The organism is Brevundimonas sp. (assembly GCF_050729455.1).
Lineage (GTDB): Bacteria > Pseudomonadota > Alphaproteobacteria > Caulobacterales > Caulobacteraceae > Brevundimonas.
Map to the genome: position 1 here is coordinate 58070 of NZ_JBOHLI010000004.1, position 21846 is coordinate 79915.

Here is a 21846-nt window from a genome sequence, read left to right on the forward strand (position 1 = left end):
CAGCTCGCATTCTTCGGCGAGCAGCACTCAAAGGTATGGATCGTCTCTTGGCGTCCCGCGCCGGGCTTGTAAAGCCGTCTTGCGTGACGAATTCGCGTCAGAGGGCAATAAGATTGCCTAACCGGCCGTTTCGCAGGTGCGAGACGACAGGTTCAAACCCTTTGCTCTCAGCCCCTTGTCCTTAGCCCCTGGCCAGCTTGAGGAAGCGGTCGGTCAGGGCCTGGTCGTTCTTGAAGGCGCCGGTGAAGCGGGTGGTGATGGTCGTGACGTGGCGGTGATGCACGCCGCGCGTGGTCATGCACTGGTGGGCGGCGTCAACCAGCACGGCCACGCCGCGCGGCTGCAGGTTCGATTCGATGGCCTCGATGATGTCGTTGGTCAGGGTCTCCTGGTTCTGCAGGCGACGGGCGTAGATCTCGACCACGCGCGCCAGCTTGGAGATGCCCACGACCTTCTCGCCCGGCAGGTAGGCGACATAGGCCTTGCCGAGGAAGGGGGCCATGTGGTGCTCGCAGTGGCTCTCGATCTCGATGTCGCGCAAAATGACCATGTCGTCGTAGCCGGTCACGTCCTCGAAGGTGCGCGACAGCTCCTTGCCCGCGTCGGCGTCATAGCCGTCGAACCATTCGCCATAGGCGTCGACCACGCGCTTGGGCGTGTCGATCAGGCCGGGACGCTCGGGATTGTCGCCCGCCCAGGCGATCAGGGTGCGCACAGCCTCCAGCGCCTGCTCGCGGCTGGGGCGCTTGGGGGCTTCCTCGTTGGCGACGAGAACGGGCTTGGCGGGCGAAGTGCTCATGAACTGATCCAGCGCGGCGGGGACGAGCCGCCAAGGCTACCTTTTACCATTCACATATGACTGTGTATCAGGCCGCTATATGGGACACGTCGTCCGTCCCGCAAGAAAACTCGCAAAGACCATCTCCCATGCCGTTGCACATCCACGACACCCTTCGCCGTGAAAAGCGCGCTTTTGAGCCGCGCGATCCGAACCGGGTGACGCTCTATGTCTGCGGTCCGACGGTCTATGACTACGCCCATATCGGCAATGCGCGCCCGCCGGTGGTGTTCGACGTCCTGGTGCGGCTGCTGCGCCGGACCTATGGCGCGGATCAGGTGATCTACGCTCGCAACGTCACTGACGTGGACGACAAGATCAACGCCAAGGCGGCCAGGGAAGGCGTGCCGATCGGCGAGATCACGGCGCGCTATGAAGCCGCCTATCTGGTCGACATGGGCCTGCTGAACGTGTCGCCGCCCGACATCGCCCCGCACGTCACCGACTACATCGACGCCATCACCGCCCAGATTCAGGCCATCATCGACGCGGGCAGCGCCTACGCCGCCGAAGGTCATGTCCTGTTCGACGTGTCGTCCTACCCGTCCTACGGGGCGCTGTCGGGCCGCAATCTGGACGACATGATCGCCGGGGCCCGCGTCGAGGTCGCGCCGTACAAGAAGAACCCCCACGATTTCGTCCTGTGGAAACCGTCCAAGGCGGACGAGCCGTCCTGGCCGTCGCCGTGGGGCGAGGGGCGCCCCGGCTGGCACATCGAATGCTCGGCCATGATCGAGAAGACGCTCGCTCTGCCCATCGACATCCACGGGGGCGGCATCGACTTGGTCTTCCCCCACCATGAGAACGAGATCGCCCAGGGCGTCTGCGCCCACGGCCATGCGCATGGGGGTCAGGCGCACGACGAATACGCCCGCTACTGGATGCACAACGGCTTCCTGACCGTGGACGCCGAGAAGATGTCCAAGTCGATCGGCAACGTCCTGCTGCTGCATGATCTGGTGAAGGCCATGCCGGGCGAGGTGGTGCGCTGGGCCCTGCTGAGCGCCCACTATCGTCAGCCGCTTGACTGGAACCAGACCCTGCTGGACCAGTCGCGCAAGAATCTGGACCGTCTCTACGGCGTCCTGCGCGACGCCGACGCCAAGCTGGGCGATTTCGATATCGCCACGCTGGAAGAGGCCGAGATGGAGCTGGCCGAGAACGCACTCGATCCGGTGCTGGACGCTCTCGAGGACGACCTGAACACGCCGGGGGCCATCGCCCAGCTGTTCGGGCTGGGCAACACCCTGCGCGATCTGCTGAACGACGCCGAGGCCGACATCAATGATGTGGCCATGGCCCGCTGGACGCTGCAGGAAGCCGCCGGCCTGCTGGGCGTGCTGGCCCTGACGCCGGACGCCTGGTTCGAGGGCGGCGATCCGGCCCTGAAGGCCGAGGTCGAGGCCCTGCTGGAGCAACGCGCCGCCGCCCGTGCTGAAAAGAACTGGGGCGAGGCCGACCGCATCCGCGACCGTCTCAACGAACTGAACGTCGTCGTCATGGACGGCCCGCAAGGCGCGACCTGGCGGGTGAAGGGCTGATCCCTCAGCGATAGTCCGGAAATGAAAAAAGCCCCGCTGGCGACAGCGGGGCTCTTTGCTGAAGGGGGGAAGCCTACCGCGCCCTTCGGATCAACTCGTCCGCCAGCACGTCGGTCAGATAGCCGTCCGCCACCCGTCCATTGGCCTGCTGCCAGCGGCGCAGGGCCGCGCGGGTGTTGGAGCCGATGACCCCGTCCACCCCTTGCGTGTCGAAGCCCATGCGCGTCAGGGCCTGCTGGGCGCCGACGCGCTGTTCGCGGGTCAGGGGGCCGTCGTTGGGCCAGGTCGCGGTGAGGGGCGGCTTGCCCTGCACCCCGTCGGCGATCAGGCCGATGGCCAGCGCATAGCTGACCGAGTTGTTGTAGCGCCGGATCACATAGTGGTTGGGCAGGGCCAGGAAGGCCGGTCCCTTGGCGCCTTGCGGCAGCAGGAGGGTCGCCCCCTCGGCGGCTTCCTCGCTGTTCGGCGCCGAGCCGTTGGCCAGGCGCACGCCGCGCGCGGCCCAGAAGGCCCACGGATGCTTCGGCCCCTCGGCTTCGCTGTAGTCGAAGCCGGCGGGCAGGATGACCTCATAGGCCCAGCCCTGACCGCGTTTCCAGCCGGCCTGGGCCAGCAGGTTGGCGGCCGAGGCCAGGGCGTCGGCGTCCGAGCCCCAGATATCCACCTGGCCGTCGCCGTTCTGATCCACGCCCAGCTTCAGGTAGTTGTCGGGCATGAACTGGGTCTGGCCCATGGCCCCGGCCCAGCTGCCCTTCAGGCCGCTGCGCGCGCGCTTGCCGTCGATGACGATGTCGAGGGCGTTCTTCAGCTGGTCCTCGGCCCAGGCGCGACGGCGGCCGTCATAGGCCAGGGTCGCCAGCGAGCGGATGACGTCGAAGTCGCCCTGGACCTGGCCGAAGGCGCTTTCCTGGGCCCAGACGCCCAGCAGGATCTCGGTGGGCACGCCGAATCGCTGGGTCACGTCCCACGGCACGCGGTCGACGCGCTGGCGGGCCATGGCGATTCGGGTCGGGGCGGTGGCGCTCTGGATATAGGCGCCGGCCGGGCGCGAGAATTCGGGCTGGTTGCGGTCCAGGCGGATGACGCTGGCGTTCGGGGTGACGCCGTTCAGTTCGCGCGAATACTCCCACTTCCGCGCGCCGCCGAGGCGGTTGAGGAAGCCCTGTTTCCAGGCCTCGAACCCGGCCTGATCATAGGCGTCCGACAGGTCGACGGGCGGGGTGGTCGCGGGCGTGGCGGGGGCGGGGGTCACCACGGCCGGCGGGATCGGCTGCGGTTGCGGCGGCGGCGGGACCATGGGCGCGCAGGCCGCGACGGAACCGATAAGCAGAAGACGATAAGCGAAACGCATGACCACAGGCTAACGCCCCCGAATTCCACGACCAATCACAAGCGCGCGAAGCCGGGATCTGTTTCCGTGAAAAGGATGAAGGCGGCGCTAACCATGCGTTGAATTGACGGATGCGAGGGCGCAAATGCGTCTGGCGTGCGTGCCGCGGCTGGGCCTTCAGCTGAATCCCGGCGCGGAATGTTGACGAAAGGCGGAGGCCTCTCTATACGCACCGCTCCGCCGCAAGGTCCTGTTCACAGGGTTTCGCGCATTTGTTTTTGTCCGCCCTCACGGGCCTCCAATCTTCGGGACGTCCGACCATGAAGGTCCGCAGCTCGCTCAAGTCGCTCAAGGGTCGCCACCGCGACTGCAAGATCGTTCGCCGCAAGGGCGTGGTCTATGTGATCAACAAGACCGATCCGCGCTTCAAGGCCAAGCAAGGCTAAGAACCGCGTCGGCGCCTGCAACGGCGCCGCGGTTGCGATATTCAAGGCTGCGGACATTGTCCGCGGCCTTTTTCGTGTCTGGACGTCAGGCTGCGGGATCAGGCGCGATTCGGCCTTGAAGGCCGTTCGGGCGATTCCTTTCTTGCCCTGTCGGCCCCGGGTCTGCTTGAGAGTGGTCTCACGGTCGCCCGCCGGCCAATTCAAGTTTCGGAGCTTCCTTCATGGCCGACGACGCCCCCGCCTTCGACAATCCCGATGTCCTGACCGCCACGGCCCAGGGCCGTCTGCGCTCGATCATCGAACGCCTGGAGCGCCTCGAAGAGGACAAGCAGGCCGTCATGGTCGACATGAAGGAGGTCTTCGCCGAGGCCAAGGGCGAGGGCTATGACGTCAAGGTCCTGCGCAAGGTCCTGCGCCTGCGCAAGCAGGACAAGGCCAAGCGTCAGGAAGAAGAAGCGATTCTGGACCTCTACCTGTCGGCCCTCGGCGAGATCTGAGGGAGGCGGGCCTGAAGCGCACGCCCTTCAAGCCCCCCAGCGACCGCCCTTCACGCTCCAGCAGCCTGAAGGGCGGCGACGCATCCAAGCTGCGCTCCAGCGGCTTCAAGAGCAGCGGCGCCTCAAGCCTGCGCTCAGGCAGCCCGAAGGACGGGGCCGCACTCCAAGCGCGCTCAAGTAGCCCGAAGGGCGATAGCGCCCCCAAAAAGAAGCCTTCGCTGTCTCCCTGGGAGCAGCAGAAGGAGGCGGCCAAGCGGTCCGCGCTCAACGCCCTGAAACGCGCCCGTCGCTCGGCAGAGAAGGCGGGCGTTTCGCTGTCCGAATGGGAGGGCGACTTCCTCGATTCGGTCGGCGAGCGCATCCAGACCCACGGCCGCGCCTTCGCCGACCCTGAAAAGGGCGCCCCCGGTCAGGCCTTCTCGACCATGCAGGGCCGCAAGCTCAAGGAAATCACCGCCAAGGCCAACGGCGAGGAAACCCGCCCCTGGATACGCAAGGCGAAAAAGGCGCAGGAGTAGGGGGCAGCGCGACCTTTCCGCCGTCATTCCGGGGCGCGCAGCGAACCCGGAACCCAAACGCCCGACGCGTCACCGCCCGGGCCGTCGGATCCAGCGCCTAGGCCCCGGATCGCCCCTTCTGGCCGTCCGGGGTGGCGGTTTGTGGTGGACCGAGCAATGGCTGTTCACTACCCATTGCGGACGTTGGTGGGCTGCGCGAAGGTCCCGCCATGTTCAAGAACTGGCTTAAAAAGCGCGCGCCGCATGAAGCTGTAAGCAGTGCTTGGCCGTCATTACCCACGAGCGGCTTTATGCTCGGCCGGGCGGCGACGGCGGCAGACATCGATCTAGGCGATGCCGTTTTTTCTCAGGCGACTAACGATGGCCTAAAGGTCGAGCCCTGCCCGATCGCTATTCCTCAGTATGCGCTTTGGCAGGATGAGGATGGCTCAACCCATCCGGTTTTCGTGGTCCAAGCTGAGAAGCATGTGTCCGATCCCACTGGAGAACCGATCTACGGTTTGCGGACCTTTGATGGCGAAGAGATCGTCGCATCGTGTGAAGAGGTTCGGTTGCTCGGGGCAGTTGCACCGGCGACGTAACGTCCGCTTCCCACCCTGAGCCGACATTCAGCCCGTCCGCTTCGCCGCTAGCCCTACTTGCTGCTCCACGGCCGCGCCGCCCCGCTCTTGATCCGGGCGGCCTGTTCGCGCTGGAAGCGGCCGCCGCGCGGGGGCTTGGGGCGGGCGGCGATGGCTTCCTGCTTTTCACGCAGGGCGCGCTGGATCGGGGTTTCCGTCGGCGCGGCTTCCGCCGGGGCGGAGAGGGGCTGGTCGTCGCTACGGTCGCTCATGACGACAACCTAGCACGCCTTCAGCCCGCTTCCTTCAGTTGCTCTTCCAGCCCCTGTTCGCGGACCTTGCGGTAGAGGGTCGAGCGGCCGATGCCGAGGCGGCGGGCGATCTCGGACATATGGCCGGAATAGACCTCGATGGCGTGCTGGATCAGGTCGCGTTCGATCTCTTCCAGCGTGCGCAGGTGGCCGCGGGCGTCGATGATGCGCACCGGGCTGTCGGGCTGGGCCTCGGCGTCCGCGTCGCTGGCGGGCGCCTCGGCGCGCTCGTGCGAGACGACCGGGTTCAAGGGCATGGCGACGCCCGAGATGGCCGGGAAGTCGTGCGGCTGCAACAGGGGCGAATCGGCCAGGACCAGGGCGCGATAGATCGAGTTCTCCAGCTGGCGCACGTTGCCGGGCCAGTCGTAGCCCTGCAGCAGGGCCATGGTCTCGACGGCGCAACCGGCGACGCGCTTGCCTTCCTCGACGTTGAAGCGGGCGATGAAGTGCTCGACCAGGGCCGGGATGTCCTCGCGCCGTTCGCGCAGGGCCGGGGCCTCGATCGGGAAGACGTTCAGGCGATAGAAGAGGTCCTCGCGGAAGGCGCCTTCCTTGACCTGCTGGGCCGGGTCGCGATTGGTGGCCGAGACGATGCGGACATCGACCTTGACCGCGCGCTTCGATCCGACCGGGTCGATCTCGCCTTCCTGCAGGGCGCGCAGCAGCTTGACCTGCATGTCCAGCGGCAGCTCGCCGATCTCGTCGAGGAACAGGGTGCCGCCGTTGGCCTCCATGAACTTGCCGGCGTGCTTGTCGGTGGCGCCGGTGAAGCTGCCCTTCTCGTGGCCGAACAGGATGGACTCGACCAGATTTGCGGGCAGGGCGCCGCAGTTGACGGCCACGAAGGGCTTGCCGGCCCGGTCCGAGGCGCCGTGCAGGGCGCGGGCGATGACCTCTTTACCCACGCCGCTCTCGCCGGTGATCAGCACCGGGATGCCGGACTTGGCGGCGCGGACGCCCAGGGCCTTGACCATGCGCATCGGCGGGCTGTCGCCGACGATGTCGTCGAACGAGGTGCGGCCCGAGACGTGCTTCTTCAGGCGGCCGATCTCGGCCGACAGCTGCGTCAGTTGCAGGGCGTTGCGCACGCCGATCAGCAGGCGTTCCGGCCCGACCGGCTTGACGAAGAAGTCCTGCGCCCCGGCCTGCATGGCCTTGACCACGGTCTCGATGCCGCCGTTCGCCGTCAGGACGATGACCGGCACGGCCACGCCCGCCGTGCGGATCTCCGCCAGCGTCTCCAGCCCCGACAGGCCCGGCATGACCAGGTCCAGCAGCACCACGTCGGCGCCGCCGCCCTTGGTCAGGCGGTCGATGGCCTCGCCCCCGCTCTCGGCGTGGACGACGGCATAGCCTTCGCGGTCGAGCACCGCCTGAATCAGGCGGCGCTGCGTGGGATCATCGTCGACGACCAGAACGGTCTTGGCCATGTGAACACACCCTAAATCATCACCGTCACGGCCGTCCTCGTTGCTCGGGATCGGCTCGTTTCGAGACAAGCCTTAGCAGGCAGGGGGTGAAGATCGGGTTTCGGAGAACTGAGTCAGGGGTTAACGCCGAAGGGGATCGGGCAGGCGTCGTTCGGCTGGAAACGGGCTTCGCCACGCGGGGTGAAAAGGTCAGGCCAAGGCGAGGCGACCGGTGCGGTCTGGGGCGCTTTCAATGTCTCGCGTAGGTCTCCGGGGGCGGAGTTTGGCCCCAAATCGCAGAAGGAGACTCGATAGTCGCCCTGGTGGGTCCAGGTTCCGTCGGCCCCTTGCGCGAAAAGTGCGATGCGGAAGCGGTCGGCCATCAGCACCTCGGTCTTGTTGTCGCCGTTCAGATCGCGGGCCGTTGCCACGCAACCTCCAGCATCCTCACAGTTGTAACGAGGATCGCCGGGCTGCACCGGGGACATGAAGCCGGCAGGAAGGGGCGCGCCAGAAGGCCAGACTTCAATGCTCGGCGTGCGGAATGGAATGGTCGCTCGCTCTACATCATAGCGCGCGTTGGCGACCTGAGCCTGTTTGGCTCGCCGCGCGATCTCGGCGTTGGAGGACTTGGCCAGATCGGCCAAGGCGAGACGGCCTGCCTTGCCAGCGTTAAAACGCAGAAAGCTGTAGTCGAACTGGGCCGCGCTGACGTCGCCCCGCTTCAGCCGGGCCATTTGATCGCCGACCGACAGGCGGGCGGGGTCCAGCAGGGGGCTGAACAGGGCCAGGATGACGCCGACGGTCAGGACGGCGGCGGCGACGTTGGTCCGCTCCAGCGGCTTCATCCATGCCGTGCGCTTCCAGAAGGGCGACAGCGCGGCCCAGCCGTAGCCCGCGGCATAGACCACCCCGACCAGGGCGCAGGCCGAGGCGATGATCCGGTCCGGCGTCAGGCCGTGCTGGCCGATGCGAAGGGCGAGGCCCCAGAAGGCGATCAGGATCAGCGGCGTCAGCAAGACGGCGGCGATCCGCACGGCCACACGCAGCACCACCGGCGGCAGGTTGTCTTCGCGTCCGTCCTGATAAGCGGTGTTGATCAGGATGATCAGGGCGGCGGCGGCCGACAGCACCAGAGCCGTGGCGCTGCCCGTCTCCCACAGGCCGTCCAGCCCGGTGAAGGGCAGGGCCAGCAGGAAGCCCGCCACCAGCACCGTGATGACCAGCAGCAGCCAGGACAGCAGCATCAGGGCCACGGTCCGCACGCCCCGGATCAGGCCGGCGCGCACGTCGGTCAACTGGACCGCGACGGCGAACACCAGACAGGTGACGGGAATGGCGAACCATTCCTCGCCGATCAGGTCGGACAGGAAGCTGAGGCCGATGACCTGGAACAGGGCCGCGCCGAGAAGCAGCAGCAGCCAGAAGGCCCCGGTGAAGCCCAGCGACAGGACCAACTGCACCCCGGCCTTCCACGCCGTGTCGAAATAGTCGTCGAAGTCGGCGATCCAGCGGCGGGCCCCATTTGCAGGTGCGACCGCCGGGACGATCAGGTGGTGGGCGATGAACAGGGCGGCGGCGGCGAAGGCTGTGACCGGGAAGCGCAGATAGGGCGGCCGGAAATAGTCCTGGGCCTGTTGCGCGGCGTCGTGCCAGCCCAGCAGGGCCAGAACCGCGGCGGCGACCACGCCCCAGAGCGCCAGCGTCTTGATCGACAGCCGCCCGACCCCCGCCAGCAGCATGACGGGCGTAAAGCCGCAGGCCAGAACCAGGGCCGCGAACAGCGGCGGGTGGGTCGCGGGCCAGGTCAGGGCGTCGTGCGTCGCCATGCTGCGATAGAGGCCATAGAGCAGCAGCCCCTGGATCAGGCCGATGCCGAGGCGAACGGGGGCCAGTCCCCGCGCGCCGTCCAGCGAGACGCGGCCGGTCTGGTCGTGGAACGGGTCGGTCATGACGTGGCCCCCTGAGCTTTGCAGGCAGGTTGGACCGGGACGCGCCCGATGGGAAGCCTGACCGCTAGGCTGGTCGCGAGGCTGCGGCCATGTAGCAGCCGCGTCGGGCGGTATGGATGTGAACGGTTTCGATCAAGGGATCAGCCAGTCGCTCGCTGAGCCACATTTCGACGGCCTCGCCTTGCGCCACCTCGGCGTCCACCATCATCCAGTCGCGATCATAGGCGTGCAGGGACAGCAGACGGTTGGCCAGAATGGCGGGCAGGGCGTTGGCGACGGGCGTCGCCTCGACGGCGGCTTCCCGCACGAAGATCGGTCCGGCCGCCCGATAGGGAGAGGCGGCCTCCGTCAGATGGGCGTGGTTGAGCAGAATCAGCCGTTCGCCCGGTTCGGCGTCGATCAGGGAGACGCGGCACGGCGCGCTGTTCGGCGTCTCGGCGATCATGCGGCGGGCCCCGCGCGCCGTAAGTGCGGCGTCGTCGAGGACGAAGAGGGGCTGGAAGGGCGAGAGCGACAGGGGCGTGATGCAATAGGTCATGCGGCGTCATCGCCCGGGCAGCCGCCGATGTCTGGCGTCTTTCGGACGTTGCGTCTCCGGCTTGCGGTCCCCACAACAGAGGCATGAACGCTCCCGCCAAGACGACCGACTTCGCCGACGCCCCTTTGTGGGACCTGTCCGACCTCTACGCCTCGCGCGAGGATGCGCGCATCAGCGCCGACCTTGAACGGGCCAAGGCGCTGGTGGACCGGATGAACGCCTTCCAAGGGCAACTGGTCGGTCAGCGCGGCTACGCGGCGGCGCTGGGGGCGGCGCTGGATCAGACCATCGCCCTGTACGAACAGGCGGCGGATGTCATGGGCGGGCTGGGCGCCTACGCCTTCCTGGCGGCGTCCACAGCGCGCGACGACGCGGGCGCGCAGGGCTTCGAGGCCAATATCCGCGAGAAGATGACGGTCATCGCCACCCCGACCGTCTGGCTGACGCTGGAGATCAACCAACTGGACGAGGCCGAGATCGCGGCGGCGATGGCCGCCCATCCGGCCGCCGCGCGCTGGTCGCCGTGGCTGCGTCGGGTGCGGGCGATGAAGCCGCACGAGTTGTCGACCGAGTTGGAGACCTTCATCGCCGAACGCGGCCCCATTCAGGCCCAGTGGCCGCGCCTGTTCGACGAGACCCTGGCGGCGCTGCGGGCCGAGGCGGACGGCGAAAGCCTGACCCTGTCGGAAGCCCTGAACCGCCTCAGCGACGCGGACGCCGCCCAGCGCCAATCGGCCGCCGAGGGCCTGTCGAAAGCCTTCGCCGACAAGGCCCAGACCATGGCCATGGTCATGAACACCGTTGCCGCCGACAAGGCGCTGGAGGACAAGTGGCGCGGCTTCAAACGGCCCGCCGACAGCCGCCACCTGGGCAACGAGGTGGACGGCGAGAGCGTCGACGCCATGGCCGAGGCCGTGGCCGAGGCCTATCCGCGCATCTCGCACCGCTATTACGCGCTCAAGGCCAAGGCCATGGGCAAGACGGCGCTGGACCACTGGGATCGCAACGCCCCCATCGAGGTGACGCCGCCGCGCACCTATGACTGGAAACAGGCGCGCGAGGTGGTGCTGGCAAGCTTCAATGATCTCGGCGGCGACTTCGCCGAGCGTGCGGGCTGGTTCTTCGACCGCCCGTGGATCGACGCCAGGGCGCGGCCGGGCAAGCAGTCGGGCGCCTATGCTCACCCGGTGACCGCCGACCGCCATCCCTATGTCTTCCTCAACTGGATGGGCGAGCGGCGCGACCTGCTGACCCTGGCCCATGAGTTGGGTCATGGGGTGCACCAGACCCTGGCGGCGGCGCAGGGCTCGCTGCTGGCCGATACGCCGCTGACCCTGGCCGAGACCGCCTCCATCTTCGCCGAGGGGCTGACCTTCGACCGCCTGCTGGCCGATGCGACGCCGCAGGACCAGCGCGCCCTTCTGGCGGGTCGCATCGAGGACGGCCTGAACACGGTCGTGCGCCAGATCGCCTTCCACCGCTTCGAGACCCGCTTCCACGACGAACGCGCGGCGGGCGAGGTCTCGGTCGAGCGTCTCGGCGAAATCTGGATGGAGGAACTGGGCGCCAGCCTCGGCCCGGCGGTGACGCTGAACCCCGGCTATGAGAACTGGTGGGCCTATGTCAGCCACTTCGTCCACTCGCCCTTCTATGTCTACGCCTACGCCTTCGGCGACCTGCTGGTCGCGGCCCTGATGGAGACGCGGGCCAAGGACCCGGCGGCCTTCACGCCCCTCTATCGCGAGTTGCTGTCGGGCGGCGGGGCGCACACCTATGTCGAGGCGCTGAAACCCTTCGGCCTCAACCCACGCGACCCGGCCTTCTGGACCATCGGTACGAAGCGGCTGGAACGTCTGGTCGATCAGTTCGAGGCGCTGGCCTAGGTCGCTAGGCCCTGGCCTGCCGCACCACCAGCACGTCGGACGGCAGGCGTTTCAGCAGGGTCGACGCCTGTCCGCCGAGCGTCGCCTGCACCCAGCCGCTGCGGCCGTGCGAACCGATGACGACCAGATCGGGCGCGTCCTTGACCACGCGCTGCTCCACCACCGTCTCCACATCGCCCTTGAGCACGAGGGTGCGCACGGCGCCGGGGCGAGGCGGCGCGGCGCGGGCGACGAAGGCGGCCATCTCGGCCTCGGCCTCCTCGCGGGCGGCCTCGGCGATGTCGGCCGAGGGCGTGCGCGCCTCGAACGGCACGCTATAGGCGTTGACGACCTCGAAGTTCGCCTCGGGGAACAGCCGCAGCGCGGTCTGGAAGGCCTGCAGCGCCCCGTCGGAGTAGTCGGTGGCCAGCAGGATGGAGCGATAGGGGGCGGTCGCGCGCCGCTTGACCACCAGCACCGGCTGGTCGGCGTGGCGGACCAGATGGTCGACGGCGGTGCCCAGGAAGAAGTCGCTCAGGCCGTTGTAGCGGCCCGTGCCGGTGACGATGACGTCCGCCTTCTCGTTCTGCGCGAACTCGGCCAGGACCTTGGGTGCGGCGCCGTGATCCGACACCACGGCGGCCTTGGTCAGAGCCGGCGGCAGCGAGGCGCGAACAGCGCGCAGGATCTCCTCGTCCTGTTCGCGGTCGAAGCCGGGGCCTTCGATGACGTGGGCGACGGTGACGCCGGCGCCGATCTGATCGGCCAGCAGGGCGGCGCGGTCCAGCGGTCGGTCGCTGCGGGCGGTCAGGTCGGTGGCGACGAGAACGGTCGGGGCGGGCATGAAGGCTCCTTGATCCGGCGGGACGTTCGCAGTCGCATCATGAACGTTGATACGTTCGCGTCAACGCGTTGACAGGTCGTCGCGGGCTGCGAAGCTGGGGGCATGATCACCCTGTTCCGTTTCGTGGCGGTCGCGGCCGCTTTGGCCCTGCCGACCGCCGCCCTCGCCCAGACGCCGCCCACGGCCAACCACCGCGCCCTGGCCGCGGGCTACAAGGCCCTGACGACGTGCAGCGCCGTCCATACGGCGCGCGAGGCGGGTGCGACGCGCGCTCCGGCCAGCGTCGAGGCGAACGAGTTGGTCGGAATCTTTCAGCCCCTGATCGGCGCCATGCCGGTCGAGATGGCGGGGAATATCGTTTCCGTCGCCTGGGACGACGCCGCGCCGCCGCGCATCGCCACCTACACGCCGGGGCGCGGTTGCGTGATCGAACCCATGGGCCAGATCGTCGGACGAGGGGCGGCGCGCGCGCCCCTGGTTCGTCGGACCTCGACGCCTGAACTCCCGACCGCCACGCCGCAGGGGAATGCGAGCGCCCTGAACGGCGCCGTCGACCGCGCCTTCGCCGAGGGTTTCGGGGCAGGAACCAACACCACAGGCGTGGTCGTGCTGCAGGGCGGCCGCATCGTGGCCGAGAAATACGCCCCTGACTTCGGCCCCAACGTCCCGCAGCGCACCTGGTCCGTGGCCAAGAGCCTGGCCGGAACCCTGATCGGGGCGGCGGTCCAGCGCGGCGAGGTCGATGTGAAGGCCCCGGCCGCCATCGACAACTGGCGAGGGCAGGGCGACCCGCGCGGCGCGATCACGCTGGAGAGCCTGATGCGGATGTCGTCGGGCCTGACCAGCGACACGGCGGGCAACCGCACCGACGGCCTCTATTTCGGCGGAACCGCCGTTGACGAGCAGGCGCCGGGCTGGCCGCTGCTGGCGCCGGTCGGCTCGACCTATCGCTACGCCAACAACGACACCCTGCTGGCGGTCATGGCGATCGCCCCGACGTTCGAGGCCCATCCGCCCGCCGAGTTGTTCGACAAGTTGGGCATGACCCACACCTTCGCCGAGACGGACTGGCGCGGGAACTACATCCTGTCGAGCCAGGTCTGGACCACGGCGCGCGACCTGGCTCGCTTCGGCCAGCTCTATGTTCAGGACGGGGTGTGGGAGGGCGAGCGCATCCTGTCCGAGAACTGGCGCACCTTCGTCTCGACGCCGTCGGGACCGCAGCCGCCCACCGGCGCTTTCGGCTACGGCGCGACCTTCTGGGTGATGAACCGGTCGGAAGGCGTGCCCGCTGACGCCTTCGCGGCCTTCGGCAATCGCGGCCAGTATGTGGTGATCGTGCCCAGCCGTCGGGTCGTCATCGTGCGGCGCGGCGAGGACCCGGCGGGCAAGGGTTTCGACGTCGCCGCCTTCGCCCGCGACGTTTTGTCGGCGCTCGACTGAAGACCGAAATCGGACGACGCGGCCGCCGCCCCTTGAGCCAGCCGTGGCGGCCGCTATAAGAGCGCCAAATATCGACTCCTTCTGGATGATCCCGATGGCCGACCAGCACGCAGACACCGCCGAACACGACTACGTCCACGGCGAGATGGAAATTTCGGAACAGGTCTCGACCTGGCACCTGTTCGTCTTCCTGGCGAAATGGGGTTCGCTGCTGACCGCCGCCCTCCTGCTGTTCCTGACCGTCTGGTTCGCCGTCGGCGCGGGCTTCGTCGCCGGCCTGATCAGCGGCGTGGCCCTGTTCGTGGTCGGTTTCCTCGTGCTGCGCTCCAAGCCCGCCCACTGAGTTTCGCGCCGCGCTTGCGGCGTTGCGAAATCCGGAAAGCCCGTCGAACCTCGCGTTCGGCGGGCTTTTCTTTTTGAGATTGCGCGGCGATGCGGCATGATTTGACCTTTTGTTGTCGCCGTGTCGGCGTGACGCGCAAGGAAATTACGCAGTTGCAGCAATTTCAGCTTTGACGCGCCCTTCCGCTTCGTCCTAACGTCCCAGGGCTGGGGGATAAGGGAGGGATTCGCTTGGCTGTCGCCATCGCCGTGACCCGCGAGCGCCGTGAAGGCGAAACGCGCTGCGCCGTAACGCCGGAGACGGTGAAGAAGCTGATCGCCCTGGGCGCGACCGTCTCGGTCGAGGCCGGGACGGGGCTCGGCTCGTCCATTCCCGACGCCGACTACGCCGAGGCCGGGGCGGCCGTGAAGCCGGACACCCGCGCCGTGCTGGACGGCGCCGACATCGTGCTGAAGGTGCGCGGTCCGACCGCGCAGGAGACCGCCGCGCTGAAGCCCGGCGCCATCGTCATCGCCATGCTGGACGCCTATCGTGAGAAGGATACGGTCGAGGCGCTTAAGGGCGCGAACGCCACCGCCTTCGCCATGGAATTCGTGCCGCGCATCACCCGCGCCCAGGTCATGGACGTGCTGTCGTCCCAGGCCAATCTGGCGGGCTATCGCGCGGTGATCGAGGCGGCCTACGCCTTTGGCAAGGGTTTCCCGATGATGATGACGGCGGCGGGCACGGTCGCCCCGGCCAAGGTCTTCGTCATGGGCGTCGGCGTGGCGGGGCTACAGGCCATCGCCACGGCCCGGCGTCTGGGCGCGGTGGTCACCGCCACCGACGTGCGCCCGGCCACCAAGGAACAGGTCGAGAGCCTGGGCGCCAAATTCCTGGCCGTCGAGGACGAAGAGTTCAAGAACGCCCAGACGGCGGGCGGCTACGCCAAGCCCATGTCACCTGAGTATCAGGCCAAGCAGGCCGTTCTGACCGGCGAACACATCAGGAAGCAGGACATCGTCATCACGACTGCCCTGATCCCCGGCCGCGCGGCGCCGGTGCTGGTCAGCGCCGAACAGGTGGCCTCGATGAAGCCCGGCTCGGTCCTGATCGATCTGGCGGTCGAGGCGGGCGGCAATGTCGCGGGCGCCAAGGCGGGCGAGGTCGTGACCACGGCGGGCGGCGTGTCCATCGTCGGCTACACTAACCTGCCGGGCCGCATCGCCGCCGACGCCAGCGCCCTTTACGCCCGCAACCTGACGGCCTTTGTCGGATTGATGCTGAATGACGGCGTCGTGACGCTGGATCTGGAAGACGAAATCCTCAAGGCCGCTGTCGTGACGCACGGCGGGGCCGTGGTGCATGAGGGCGTGAAGGGATGATTTCATCCAGGCTAAGGGACGCGCTGGCCGCCTTCGCCATGCTGGTGATGATCGGCGGTCCAATCGTAGCGGTCGTGGGCGTCATCGTGCTCGCCGTGGACGGCAGCGGGTCGGGAGCCGCAGTCGGAAACGTCCTCAAGTTCTTCTTCCTCTCAATTTTGAGCGGCGGAATTCTAAGACTGCTGGCAAGCATAGACGCGAGATTGGAGGCTCGAGGCTGATGGAACACGTCGATCCCACCGTTTTCCGGCTGGCCATCTTCGTGCTGGCGATCTTCGTCGGCTATTATGTGGTGTGGAGCGTGACGCCCGCCCTGCATACGCCGCTGATGGCCGTGACCAACGCCATTTCCAGCGTCATTATCGTCGGCGGCCTGATCGCCGCGGCGGCGCTCAGCCCCGAGGCCGCGGGCCCGAACGCCTGGATCGCCAAGGGCGCGGGCGTGGCGGCCGTGACCCTGGCCAGCGTCAACATCTTCGGCGGCTTCATGGTCACGCGGCGGATGCTGGCCATGTACAAGAAGAAGGAAAGGCCCAAGGCCTCGTGATCTTCTCGCCTGTCCTGTTCGCCTTCTACGTCTCCTGGGCCGTCACCGGCCTGGGCGTGGCCCTGTGGATCTGGAGCTGGGTGCGGGTGAAAGACCCCATCGCCAGGCTGCGGTTCCAGGACTGCGGCGTGGTGCTGGTCTTCGCCGCCGTGATGACGCGGATCGTCATCCAGGACCGCGAGATGACCGTCTTCGACTGGGCCATGTTTATACTGGGGCCGCTGTTCATCGCCGCCGCCCTATGGCGGCTGACCCGCACCCAAAGTCTGACCAAACGCTAAGAGTAACCGTGATGAAGACCACCCTGATTTTCGCCGCCGTCCTGACCGCCGCCGTCGCCGTTTCCGGCGCCGCCTCGGCCCAGAAAACGGAAGAAGTCGGCCAGAACCCTTACGGCGGCCTGCACTGGTCCGTCGCCGCGCCCGAGGGCGCCAGCTGGGCGCTGCAGTGCCAGTTCGCACCGGTGACCGTGCGCGGCATTCACATGAACCGCATCAATCACACGGGCACGGGGCGCATGGCCGGGCGTCTGCCAGGCGACAACGGCAGCTGCCGCCTGACCAAGACGGGCGGCGAAGGCGGCGTGGGCGTCGCCATCGTCAAGAACGGCGCGGCGACCGCCGCCGGCACCAACGACCCGGCCAAGCCGGCCGTCATCAACGTCTTCTGACACGCTGAACTGAACCCTGGGGGAGGGGATCCGATGAACGCATCCATTGCCGCGCTGGCCTATCTGGCCGCGGGGGTCCTGTTCATCCTCTCCCTCAGGGGCCTGTCCAGCCCGGAGACCAGCCGGCGCGGCAATACGCTGGGCATGATCGGCATGGGGCTGGCCGTCGGCGTGACCCTGCTGACGCTGGGAACCTCGGGCGCGCTGGACCTGCTGACCCTGGCCCTGATCGGCGGCGGGGTCGTGGTCGGCGGCGGGGCGGGGGCTCTGATCGCCAGGCGCGTGCCGATGACGGCCATGCCGCAGCTGGTCGCGGCCTTCCACTCTCTGGTCGGTCTGGCCGCCTGTCTGGTGGCGGTGGGCGCCGTCTATGCGCCCGACGCCTTCGGCATCATGACGGTCAGCGGCGGCATCAAGACCCTGTCGATCGTCGAGCTGAGCCTCGGCGTGGCCATCGGGGCCATCACCTTCACCGGATCGGTCATCGCCTTCGCCAAGCTGGACGGGCGGATGAGCGGCTCGCCGATCCTGCTGCCGGCGCGGCACCTGATCAACATCGGCCTGGCCCTGGGTCTGGTCTTCCTGATCGGGGTGCTGATCGGCACCGGCGGCACGGCCATCTGGGCCTTCTGGGGCGTCTTCGCCCTCAGCCTGATCCTGGGCGCGACCCTGATCATCCCCATCGGCGGCGCAGATATGCCCGTCGTGGTGTCGATGCTGAACTCCTATTCCGGCTGGGCGGCGGCGGCGCTCGGTTTCACACTGGAGAACATCGCCCTGATCATCACCGGCGCCCTGGTCGGGTCGTCGGGCGCCATCCTCAGCTACATCATGTGCAAGGGCATGAACCGCAGCTTTATCAGCGTCATCCTGGGCGACTTCGGCGGCGGGGATGCGGCGGCGGCGGGCGGCGGCGTGGTCGAGACGCGCCCGGTCAAGCAGGGCTCGGCCGAGGACGCCGCCTTCATCATGAAGAACGCCTCCAAGGTCATCATCGTCCCCGGCTACGGCATGGCCGTGGCCCAGGCCCAGCACGCCCTGCGCGAAATGGCCGACCTGCTGAAGGCGGAAGGCGTCGAGGTGAAATACGCCATCCACCCCGTCGCGGGCCGGATGCCCGGTCACATGAACGTCCTGCTGGCCGAGGCCAACGTCCCCTATGACGAGGTGTTCGAGCTGGAGGACATCAACTCCGAGTTCAGCTCCGCCGACGTGGCCTTCGTCATTGGCGCCAACGACGTGACCAACCCCGCCGCCAAGACCGATCCGCAGTCGCCCATCTATGGGATGCCGGTGCTGGACGTGGAGAAGGCGGGGACCGTCCTCTTCATCAAGCGCGGCATGGCGGCGGGCTATGCCGGCGTCGAGAACGAGCTCTTCTTCCGCGACAACACCATGATGTTGTTCGCCGACGCCAAGAAGATGGTCGAAGGGATCGTGAAAGCGCTGTGAGCATGAAAAGCTGGACGCTGGCGGCAATCATAGTCTGCTCGATCGGCGCGACGGGATGCACTTACAGCATTCCAATGTTCCTGGAGGGCGGGCTTGAGGCGCCGGTCGTTCGCGTGAAGCGCGTCGGTTGGGTGCGTACATTCCAGCCGTGCGTCCGCAGCCTTCATGTCTCCAGCACGGCCGACGATACGCCTCTCTGGAGCGTTCGAGCCGCCGACGGGGCGTCCTGCATGGCGCTTCAAGAGGTCGTATATGGGCAGGAGCCGGAAGGGTTTGTGACGGTTAATCCGGCTCGGCCCTTGGCTGCGGGGGTAGCCTACCGACTTTCAGCCCGAGGGGACGGCGGAATAGGACACGTGGAAGTGGTCTATGTGCGTGGGAAGTGGCGACCCCTCGAGTAATTGGGTGAGAGAGCTGCGGCGTTGAGTCCCGCCGCAAACAGCGCCATCAAGACCCGAGCACTAGCAGCGGGATGGCCATGGCAGAGGAGGGGGAGATGGAGTTCAGCGCCGACGAAGTCATCGCCAACCTCTCGCTGATCCCCCATCCCGAGGGCGGGCATTTTCGGGCCATGACGCGCGATCCGGGGCTGGCGGCCTGCGGGTCCGAGGCGGCGACCGAGTATCGGCTGCTGACGGCGGACGACGCGGACGACTGGTGTCCGGTCGAGGCGACCGAAATCTGGGCCTTCTACATGGGGGCGCCGCTGACGCTGGAGATCGTCACGGATCAGGGGCTGAGGCCCCTGGTGCTGGGCCCCGATCAGCGGCAGATCGCGGCCCCCGCCGGGACCTGGCGGCGGATGCGCAGTCAGGGCGACTGGACCCTGGCCGCCTGCTCGACGGCGCCGGGGCTGGCGATCGAAGCGGTGGAGGCGCCCCGTGTCTGAGCTGAAAACGCAACCGACAGAGGTTCCGGTTGAGGATTTTCTGGCCGCCGTCGAGCCAGCGCGGCGACGCGAGGAAGGCCGCATCCTCTGCGCCCTGATGCATGAGATCACGGGCGAGGCGCCGGTCATGTGGGGGCCGTCCATCGTCGGCTTCGGCCGCTACGCCAACGTCACCGCCAACGGCAAGAGCGCCGACTGGCCGCGCATGGGCTTTTCGCCGCGCAAGTCGGCCCTGACCCTCTATCTGGCCTCGACGCCCGAGACGAAGGCGATGCTGGCGCGGCTGGGGCCGCACACCACCAGCGTGGCCTGCCTCTACATCAAGCGGCTGGATCAGGTGGACATGGGGGTGTTGCGCGACCTGTGCGTCGCCAGCCGGGACGAGATGAACCGCCGCTATCCCTGATCGGCTTGCGGCGCGCGCGCACCGGCGTATAGCGGATGCTCATGCGCACCTTCCTGATCGTCGCCGCCGCCGCCCTGCTGTCCGCCTGCGCCATGGCGCCGCTGAGGGCCGTTGAAACCCCGGTCGAGACGGTCGACCTGCTGCTGACCTCGGCCACGGTGGTCGATGTCGAGAAGGGGACGACGACGCCCGATCAACTGGTGGCCGTGCGCGGCGGCGACATCGTCGCCGTCCGGCCCGAAGGTCAGGCCAGCCGCTATCGCGCGACGCGGACGGCGGACCTCGGCGACCGCTACGTCATGCCGGGCCTGTGGGACATGCACGTCCACTTCGGCGGGGGCGAGGCCCTGATCGAGGAAAACGCCGAGCTGATGCCCCTCTATGTCGTGAACGGCGTGGTCGCGGTGCGCGACGCGGCGGGCGATCTGGCGCAGCAGGTGCTGGACTGGCGCGACGCCCCGCCGACGCCCGACAGCCCGCGCATCTTCACCTCCGGCCCCAAGATCGAGGGCGTGGCCCCCGTCTGGAAGGGCGTGATCGAGACCGGCAGCGAGGCGGACGTCGACGCGGCCCTGGACCGGCTGCAGGCCCTGCGCGTCGACTTCGTCAAGATCACCGACAACACCCTGAAGCCCGAGCTCTTCCTCTACGCCGTGCGCGAGGCGAAGAAGCGAGGCATGAAGACCTCGGCCCACATCCCGGCCAGCATCACCGTGCTGGAGGCGGCCGAGGCGGGCCTGTCGTCGATCGAGCACCTCGACTACGCCATGAAGGCCGGCTCGAAGGATGAGGCGGCCATCGCCGCCGACTATCTGGCGGGCAAGTACACCTACGCCCAGACCATGCGGCGCTACGCCGACACCTTCGACGTGGAGACGGCGCGGCGGGTCTATGCCCGGTTGCGGGAGCTGGGCACGGCGGTGTCGCCGACCCTCTACGGCTCGACCACCCTGGCGAACCTCGATCTGGACGATCACTCGCACGACGCCGGGCTGGCCTATGTCGGGCCGGGCATCCGCGCCACCTACGCCTGGCGCGTCGAGCGGGCGGCGCGGGCCACGCCGCAGCAGGTGGCCGACCGCCATTTCGTCAAGGACGTCACTGCCCGCACCCTGCCCATGTTGCGCGACGCGGGCGTGGTCATCCTGACCGGGACGGACGCCGGCTTCCTCAACTCGTTCAACTATCCGGGCTTCTCGCTGCACGACGAGCTGGCGCTGTATGTGAAGCTGGGCCTGACGCCGCGCGAGGCGCTGATGGGTTCGGTGGTGGACGGGCCGCGCTTCCTGAACCAGGGCGCGCGTTACGGCGCCGTGGCGGCGGGCAAGTCGGCCGACCTGCTGGTGCTGGACGCCGACCCGTTGGCCGACATCGCGGCGACGCGCGGCGTCCACGACGTGGTGCTGCGCGGCCGTCTGATCGACGCAGGCGAACTGGAGCGGATGCGCGGCGATATCCGCGCCCGCGTCACGGCGCGCAACGCCAGCTTCAGGCCTTCGCCAGCTTCCTGACCCGGAAGGCGACCCAGATCAGCAGCAGGCCGAACAGCACGGCCCAGGCCGCGATCAGCCACAGCAGGCCCATGGCCCCCGCGCCCGGCGCGAAGACCAGGATCAGGCCGAAGATCACCGACAGGGCGCCCGCCGCGCCCAGGGTCCATTCGTTGGCGATCTCTTTCCTCAGACGGATCGCGCCGACGATCTCCAGTACGCCGCGCATGATCGACCAGAAGCCGATCAGATAGATCAGCACCAGAGCCGTCAGGCCGGGCCAGACGAAGGCCAGGATGCCGGCGAGAATGCTCACGATCCCGCCCAGCGCCAGCCACAAGCGGGGCGCGATCCCGCCTCCGCGAACGGCGGCGATCAGCGCCAGCACCCCATCCGCCACGGCGTAGATCCCGTAGACCAGGATCAGGCTCAGCAGGCTGATCTGCGGCCAGACGAAGGTCGCGACGCCGAAGGCGAGGGCGATGATCCCGCGCAGCAGCAGAAGCCACCATGAGCGGTGCAGGGCCGATTGGACGATGCTGTCCAGCGAGGGGGCGGCGTGGGACGACGTCATCTGGAGTTTCCCGTCTGGC

General features: G+C 67.9%; 25 protein-coding genes. 17 read left to right on the forward strand and 8 right to left on the reverse strand.

Features of this window, described 5'->3' with window-relative positions; genetic code table 11:
- Positions 1-181: 181 nt before the first annotated feature.
- Positions 182-799 (reverse strand): GTP cyclohydrolase I FolE, encoded by a 618-nt coding sequence (gene folE, locus ACREEF_RS02205; protein WP_431563982.1) that lies wholly within the window; start codon positions 797-799, stop codon positions 182-184.
- A 128-nt stretch (positions 800-927) separates the two neighbouring features.
- On the opposite strand from folE, the gene cysS reads away from it, so the two are divergent.
- Positions 928-2379 (forward strand): cysteine--tRNA ligase, encoded by a 1452-nt coding sequence (cysS, locus tag ACREEF_RS02210; RefSeq protein ID WP_431563983.1) that lies wholly within the window; start codon positions 928-930, stop codon positions 2377-2379.
- A 73-nt stretch (positions 2380-2452) separates the two neighbouring features.
- Here cysS and ACREEF_RS02215 read toward each other — a convergent pair whose 3' ends face one another.
- The gene (locus tag ACREEF_RS02215) at positions 2453-3730 is read right to left on the reverse strand and encodes a lytic murein transglycosylase (protein ID WP_431563984.1); all 1278 of its coding nucleotides are present in this window, start codon (positions 3728-3730) and stop codon (positions 2453-2455) included.
- A gap of 299 nt (positions 3731-4029) precedes the next feature.
- Here ACREEF_RS02215 and ykgO point away from each other — a divergent pair, with 299 nt between their 5' ends.
- The 4 genes from ykgO (at position 4030) to ACREEF_RS02235 (ending at position 5751) form a co-directional block, all read left to right on the forward strand.
- Complete coding sequence (gene ykgO, locus ACREEF_RS02220; protein WP_006274063.1) at positions 4030-4155, forward strand: type B 50S ribosomal protein L36; 126 nt, start codon at positions 4030-4032, stop codon at positions 4153-4155.
- A gap of 221 nt (positions 4156-4376) precedes the next feature.
- Positions 4377-4652 (forward strand): DUF2312 domain-containing protein, encoded by a 276-nt coding sequence (locus tag ACREEF_RS02225; protein WP_331032779.1) that lies wholly within the window; start codon positions 4377-4379, stop codon positions 4650-4652.
- A gap of 218 nt (positions 4653-4870) precedes the next feature.
- Positions 4871-5170 (forward strand): hypothetical protein, encoded by a 300-nt coding sequence (locus ACREEF_RS02230; RefSeq protein WP_431564025.1) that lies wholly within the window; start codon positions 4871-4873, stop codon positions 5168-5170.
- Between the two features lie 209 nt (positions 5171-5379).
- Positions 5380-5751 (forward strand): hypothetical protein, encoded by a 372-nt coding sequence (locus ACREEF_RS02235; protein WP_431563985.1) that lies wholly within the window; start codon positions 5380-5382, stop codon positions 5749-5751.
- 53 nt (positions 5752-5804) lie between these two features.
- Here the strand turns inward: ACREEF_RS02235 and ACREEF_RS02240 are convergent, their stop codons facing one another.
- The 4 genes from ACREEF_RS02240 to ACREEF_RS02255 form a co-directional block, all read right to left on the reverse strand.
- On the reverse strand, positions 5805-6002 hold the full coding sequence (locus ACREEF_RS02240; RefSeq protein WP_431563986.1) for a hypothetical protein: 198 nt from the start codon (positions 6000-6002) through the stop codon (positions 5805-5807).
- 20 nt (positions 6003-6022) lie between these two features.
- The gene (locus tag ACREEF_RS02245) at positions 6023-7474 is read right to left on the reverse strand and encodes a sigma-54-dependent transcriptional regulator (RefSeq protein ID WP_431563987.1); all 1452 of its coding nucleotides are present in this window, start codon (positions 7472-7474) and stop codon (positions 6023-6025) included.
- A 113-nt stretch (positions 7475-7587) separates the two neighbouring features.
- Positions 7588-9405, reverse strand: coding sequence for a DUF4153 domain-containing protein (locus tag ACREEF_RS02250; protein ID WP_431563988.1), 1818 nt, complete (start codon positions 9403-9405; stop codon positions 7588-7590).
- A gap of 64 nt (positions 9406-9469) precedes the next feature.
- Positions 9470-9943, reverse strand: a complete 474-nt coding sequence (locus tag ACREEF_RS02255; protein WP_431563989.1) for a DUF1203 domain-containing protein — start codon at positions 9941-9943, stop codon at positions 9470-9472.
- A gap of 83 nt (positions 9944-10026) precedes the next feature.
- Between ACREEF_RS02255 and ACREEF_RS02260 the strand changes: the two genes are divergently transcribed.
- Positions 10027-11826 carry a M3 family oligoendopeptidase gene (locus ACREEF_RS02260; RefSeq protein ID WP_431563990.1) on the forward strand — a complete coding sequence of 600 codons (1800 nt, stop codon included), beginning with the start codon at positions 10027-10029 and terminating at the stop codon, positions 11824-11826.
- A gap of 4 nt (positions 11827-11830) precedes the next feature.
- Here ACREEF_RS02260 and ACREEF_RS02265 read toward each other — a convergent pair whose 3' ends face one another.
- The gene (locus ACREEF_RS02265; protein ID WP_431563991.1) at positions 11831-12649 is read right to left on the reverse strand and encodes a universal stress protein; all 819 of its coding nucleotides are present in this window, start codon (positions 12647-12649) and stop codon (positions 11831-11833) included.
- A gap of 102 nt (positions 12650-12751) precedes the next feature.
- On the opposite strand from ACREEF_RS02265, the gene ACREEF_RS02270 reads away from it, so the two are divergent.
- The 11 genes from ACREEF_RS02270 (at position 12752) to ACREEF_RS02320 (ending at position 21274) form a co-directional block, all read left to right on the forward strand.
- Positions 12752-14092, forward strand: coding sequence for a serine hydrolase domain-containing protein (locus tag ACREEF_RS02270; RefSeq protein WP_431563992.1), 1341 nt, complete (start codon positions 12752-12754; stop codon positions 14090-14092).
- A gap of 94 nt (positions 14093-14186) precedes the next feature.
- Positions 14187-14435 (forward strand): aa3-type cytochrome c oxidase subunit IV, encoded by a 249-nt coding sequence (locus ACREEF_RS02275; protein ID WP_431563993.1) that lies wholly within the window; start codon positions 14187-14189, stop codon positions 14433-14435.
- Positions 14436-14665: 230 nt separating this feature from the next.
- Positions 14666-15799, forward strand: a complete 1134-nt coding sequence (locus ACREEF_RS02280; RefSeq protein ID WP_431563994.1) for a Re/Si-specific NAD(P)(+) transhydrogenase subunit alpha — start codon at positions 14666-14668, stop codon at positions 15797-15799.
- The gene (locus tag ACREEF_RS02285; RefSeq protein ID WP_431563995.1) at positions 15796-16020 is read left to right on the forward strand and encodes a hypothetical protein; all 225 of its coding nucleotides are present in this window, start codon (positions 15796-15798) and stop codon (positions 16018-16020) included. Before ACREEF_RS02280 ends, ACREEF_RS02285 begins: the two co-directional genes overlap by 4 nt.
- Positions 16020-16346: an NAD(P) transhydrogenase subunit alpha gene (locus ACREEF_RS02290; protein WP_114818003.1), complete on the forward strand. Its 327-nt coding sequence runs from the start codon at positions 16020-16022 to the stop codon at positions 16344-16346. The genes ACREEF_RS02285 and ACREEF_RS02290 overlap by 1 nt, the downstream gene beginning before the upstream one ends.
- Entirely contained in the window at positions 16343-16627 is a 285-nt protein-coding gene (locus tag ACREEF_RS02295) for a hypothetical protein (protein WP_431563996.1), read from the forward strand. The genes ACREEF_RS02290 and ACREEF_RS02295 overlap by 4 nt, the downstream gene beginning before the upstream one ends.
- Before the next feature lie 11 nt (positions 16628-16638).
- Positions 16639-17016 carry a hypothetical protein gene (locus tag ACREEF_RS02300; protein WP_431563997.1) on the forward strand — a complete coding sequence of 126 codons (378 nt, stop codon included), beginning with the start codon at positions 16639-16641 and terminating at the stop codon, positions 17014-17016.
- 33 nt (positions 17017-17049) lie between these two features.
- Complete coding sequence (locus tag ACREEF_RS02305) at positions 17050-18468, forward strand: NAD(P)(+) transhydrogenase (Re/Si-specific) subunit beta (RefSeq protein WP_431563998.1); 1419 nt, start codon at positions 17050-17052, stop codon at positions 18466-18468.
- A gap of 496 nt (positions 18469-18964) precedes the next feature.
- Positions 18965-19357: a cupin domain-containing protein gene (locus ACREEF_RS02310; RefSeq protein WP_431563999.1), complete on the forward strand. Its 393-nt coding sequence runs from the start codon at positions 18965-18967 to the stop codon at positions 19355-19357.
- Positions 19350-19763 carry a DUF1801 domain-containing protein gene (locus ACREEF_RS02315; protein ID WP_431564000.1) on the forward strand — a complete coding sequence of 138 codons (414 nt, stop codon included), beginning with the start codon at positions 19350-19352 and terminating at the stop codon, positions 19761-19763. The genes ACREEF_RS02310 and ACREEF_RS02315 overlap by 8 nt, the downstream gene beginning before the upstream one ends.
- A gap of 35 nt (positions 19764-19798) precedes the next feature.
- Positions 19799-21274 (forward strand): amidohydrolase family protein, encoded by a 1476-nt coding sequence (locus ACREEF_RS02320; protein ID WP_431564001.1) that lies wholly within the window; start codon positions 19799-19801, stop codon positions 21272-21274.
- On the opposite strand, the gene ACREEF_RS02325 is transcribed toward ACREEF_RS02320, so the two are convergent.
- Positions 21252-21827 carry an HdeD family acid-resistance protein gene (locus ACREEF_RS02325; RefSeq protein ID WP_431564002.1) on the reverse strand — a complete coding sequence of 192 codons (576 nt, stop codon included), beginning with the start codon at positions 21825-21827 and terminating at the stop codon, positions 21252-21254. The genes ACREEF_RS02320 and ACREEF_RS02325 overlap by 23 nt on opposite strands.
- Positions 21828-21846: the final 19 nt, after the last annotated feature.

Coding starts and splice junctions, on each gene's coding strand:
- folE (WP_431563982.1), bottom strand. CDS start 799: ATGAGCACTTCGCCCGCCAAGCCCGTTCTCGTCGCCAACGAGGAAGCC.
- cysS (WP_431563983.1), top strand. CDS start 928: ATGCCGTTGCACATCCACGACACCCTTCGCCGTGAAAAGCGCGCTTTT.
- ACREEF_RS02215 (WP_431563984.1), bottom strand. CDS start 3,730: ATGCGTTTCGCTTATCGTCTTCTGCTTATCGGTTCCGTCGCGGCCTGC.
- ykgO (WP_006274063.1), top strand. CDS start 4,030: ATGAAGGTCCGCAGCTCGCTCAAGTCGCTCAAGGGTCGCCACCGCGAC.
- ACREEF_RS02225 (WP_331032779.1), top strand. CDS start 4,377: ATGGCCGACGACGCCCCCGCCTTCGACAATCCCGATGTCCTGACCGCC.
- ACREEF_RS02235 (WP_431563985.1), top strand. CDS start 5,380: ATGTTCAAGAACTGGCTTAAAAAGCGCGCGCCGCATGAAGCTGTAAGC.
- ACREEF_RS02240 (WP_431563986.1), bottom strand. CDS start 6,002: ATGAGCGACCGTAGCGACGACCAGCCCCTCTCCGCCCCGGCGGAAGCC.
- ACREEF_RS02245 (WP_431563987.1), bottom strand. CDS start 7,474: ATGGCCAAGACCGTTCTGGTCGTCGACGATGATCCCACGCAGCGCCGC.
- ACREEF_RS02250 (WP_431563988.1), bottom strand. CDS start 9,405: ATGACCGACCCGTTCCACGACCAGACCGGCCGCGTCTCGCTGGACGGC.
- ACREEF_RS02255 (WP_431563989.1), bottom strand. CDS start 9,943: ATGACCTATTGCATCACGCCCCTGTCGCTCTCGCCCTTCCAGCCCCTC.
- ACREEF_RS02260 (WP_431563990.1), top strand. CDS start 10,027: ATGAACGCTCCCGCCAAGACGACCGACTTCGCCGACGCCCCTTTGTGG.
- ACREEF_RS02265 (WP_431563991.1), bottom strand. CDS start 12,649: ATGCCCGCCCCGACCGTTCTCGTCGCCACCGACCTGACCGCCCGCAGC.
- ACREEF_RS02270 (WP_431563992.1), top strand. CDS start 12,752: ATGATCACCCTGTTCCGTTTCGTGGCGGTCGCGGCCGCTTTGGCCCTG.
- ACREEF_RS02275 (WP_431563993.1), top strand. CDS start 14,187: ATGGCCGACCAGCACGCAGACACCGCCGAACACGACTACGTCCACGGC.
- ACREEF_RS02285 (WP_431563995.1), top strand. CDS start 15,796: ATGATTTCATCCAGGCTAAGGGACGCGCTGGCCGCCTTCGCCATGCTG.
- ACREEF_RS02290 (WP_114818003.1), top strand. CDS start 16,020: ATGGAACACGTCGATCCCACCGTTTTCCGGCTGGCCATCTTCGTGCTG.
- ACREEF_RS02300 (WP_431563997.1), top strand. CDS start 16,639: ATGAAGACCACCCTGATTTTCGCCGCCGTCCTGACCGCCGCCGTCGCC.
- ACREEF_RS02305 (WP_431563998.1), top strand. CDS start 17,050: ATGAACGCATCCATTGCCGCGCTGGCCTATCTGGCCGCGGGGGTCCTG.
- ACREEF_RS02310 (WP_431563999.1), top strand. CDS start 18,965: ATGGAGTTCAGCGCCGACGAAGTCATCGCCAACCTCTCGCTGATCCCC.
- ACREEF_RS02320 (WP_431564001.1), top strand. CDS start 19,799: ATGCTCATGCGCACCTTCCTGATCGTCGCCGCCGCCGCCCTGCTGTCC.
- ACREEF_RS02325 (WP_431564002.1), bottom strand. CDS start 21,827: ATGACGTCGTCCCACGCCGCCCCCTCGCTGGACAGCATCGTCCAATCG.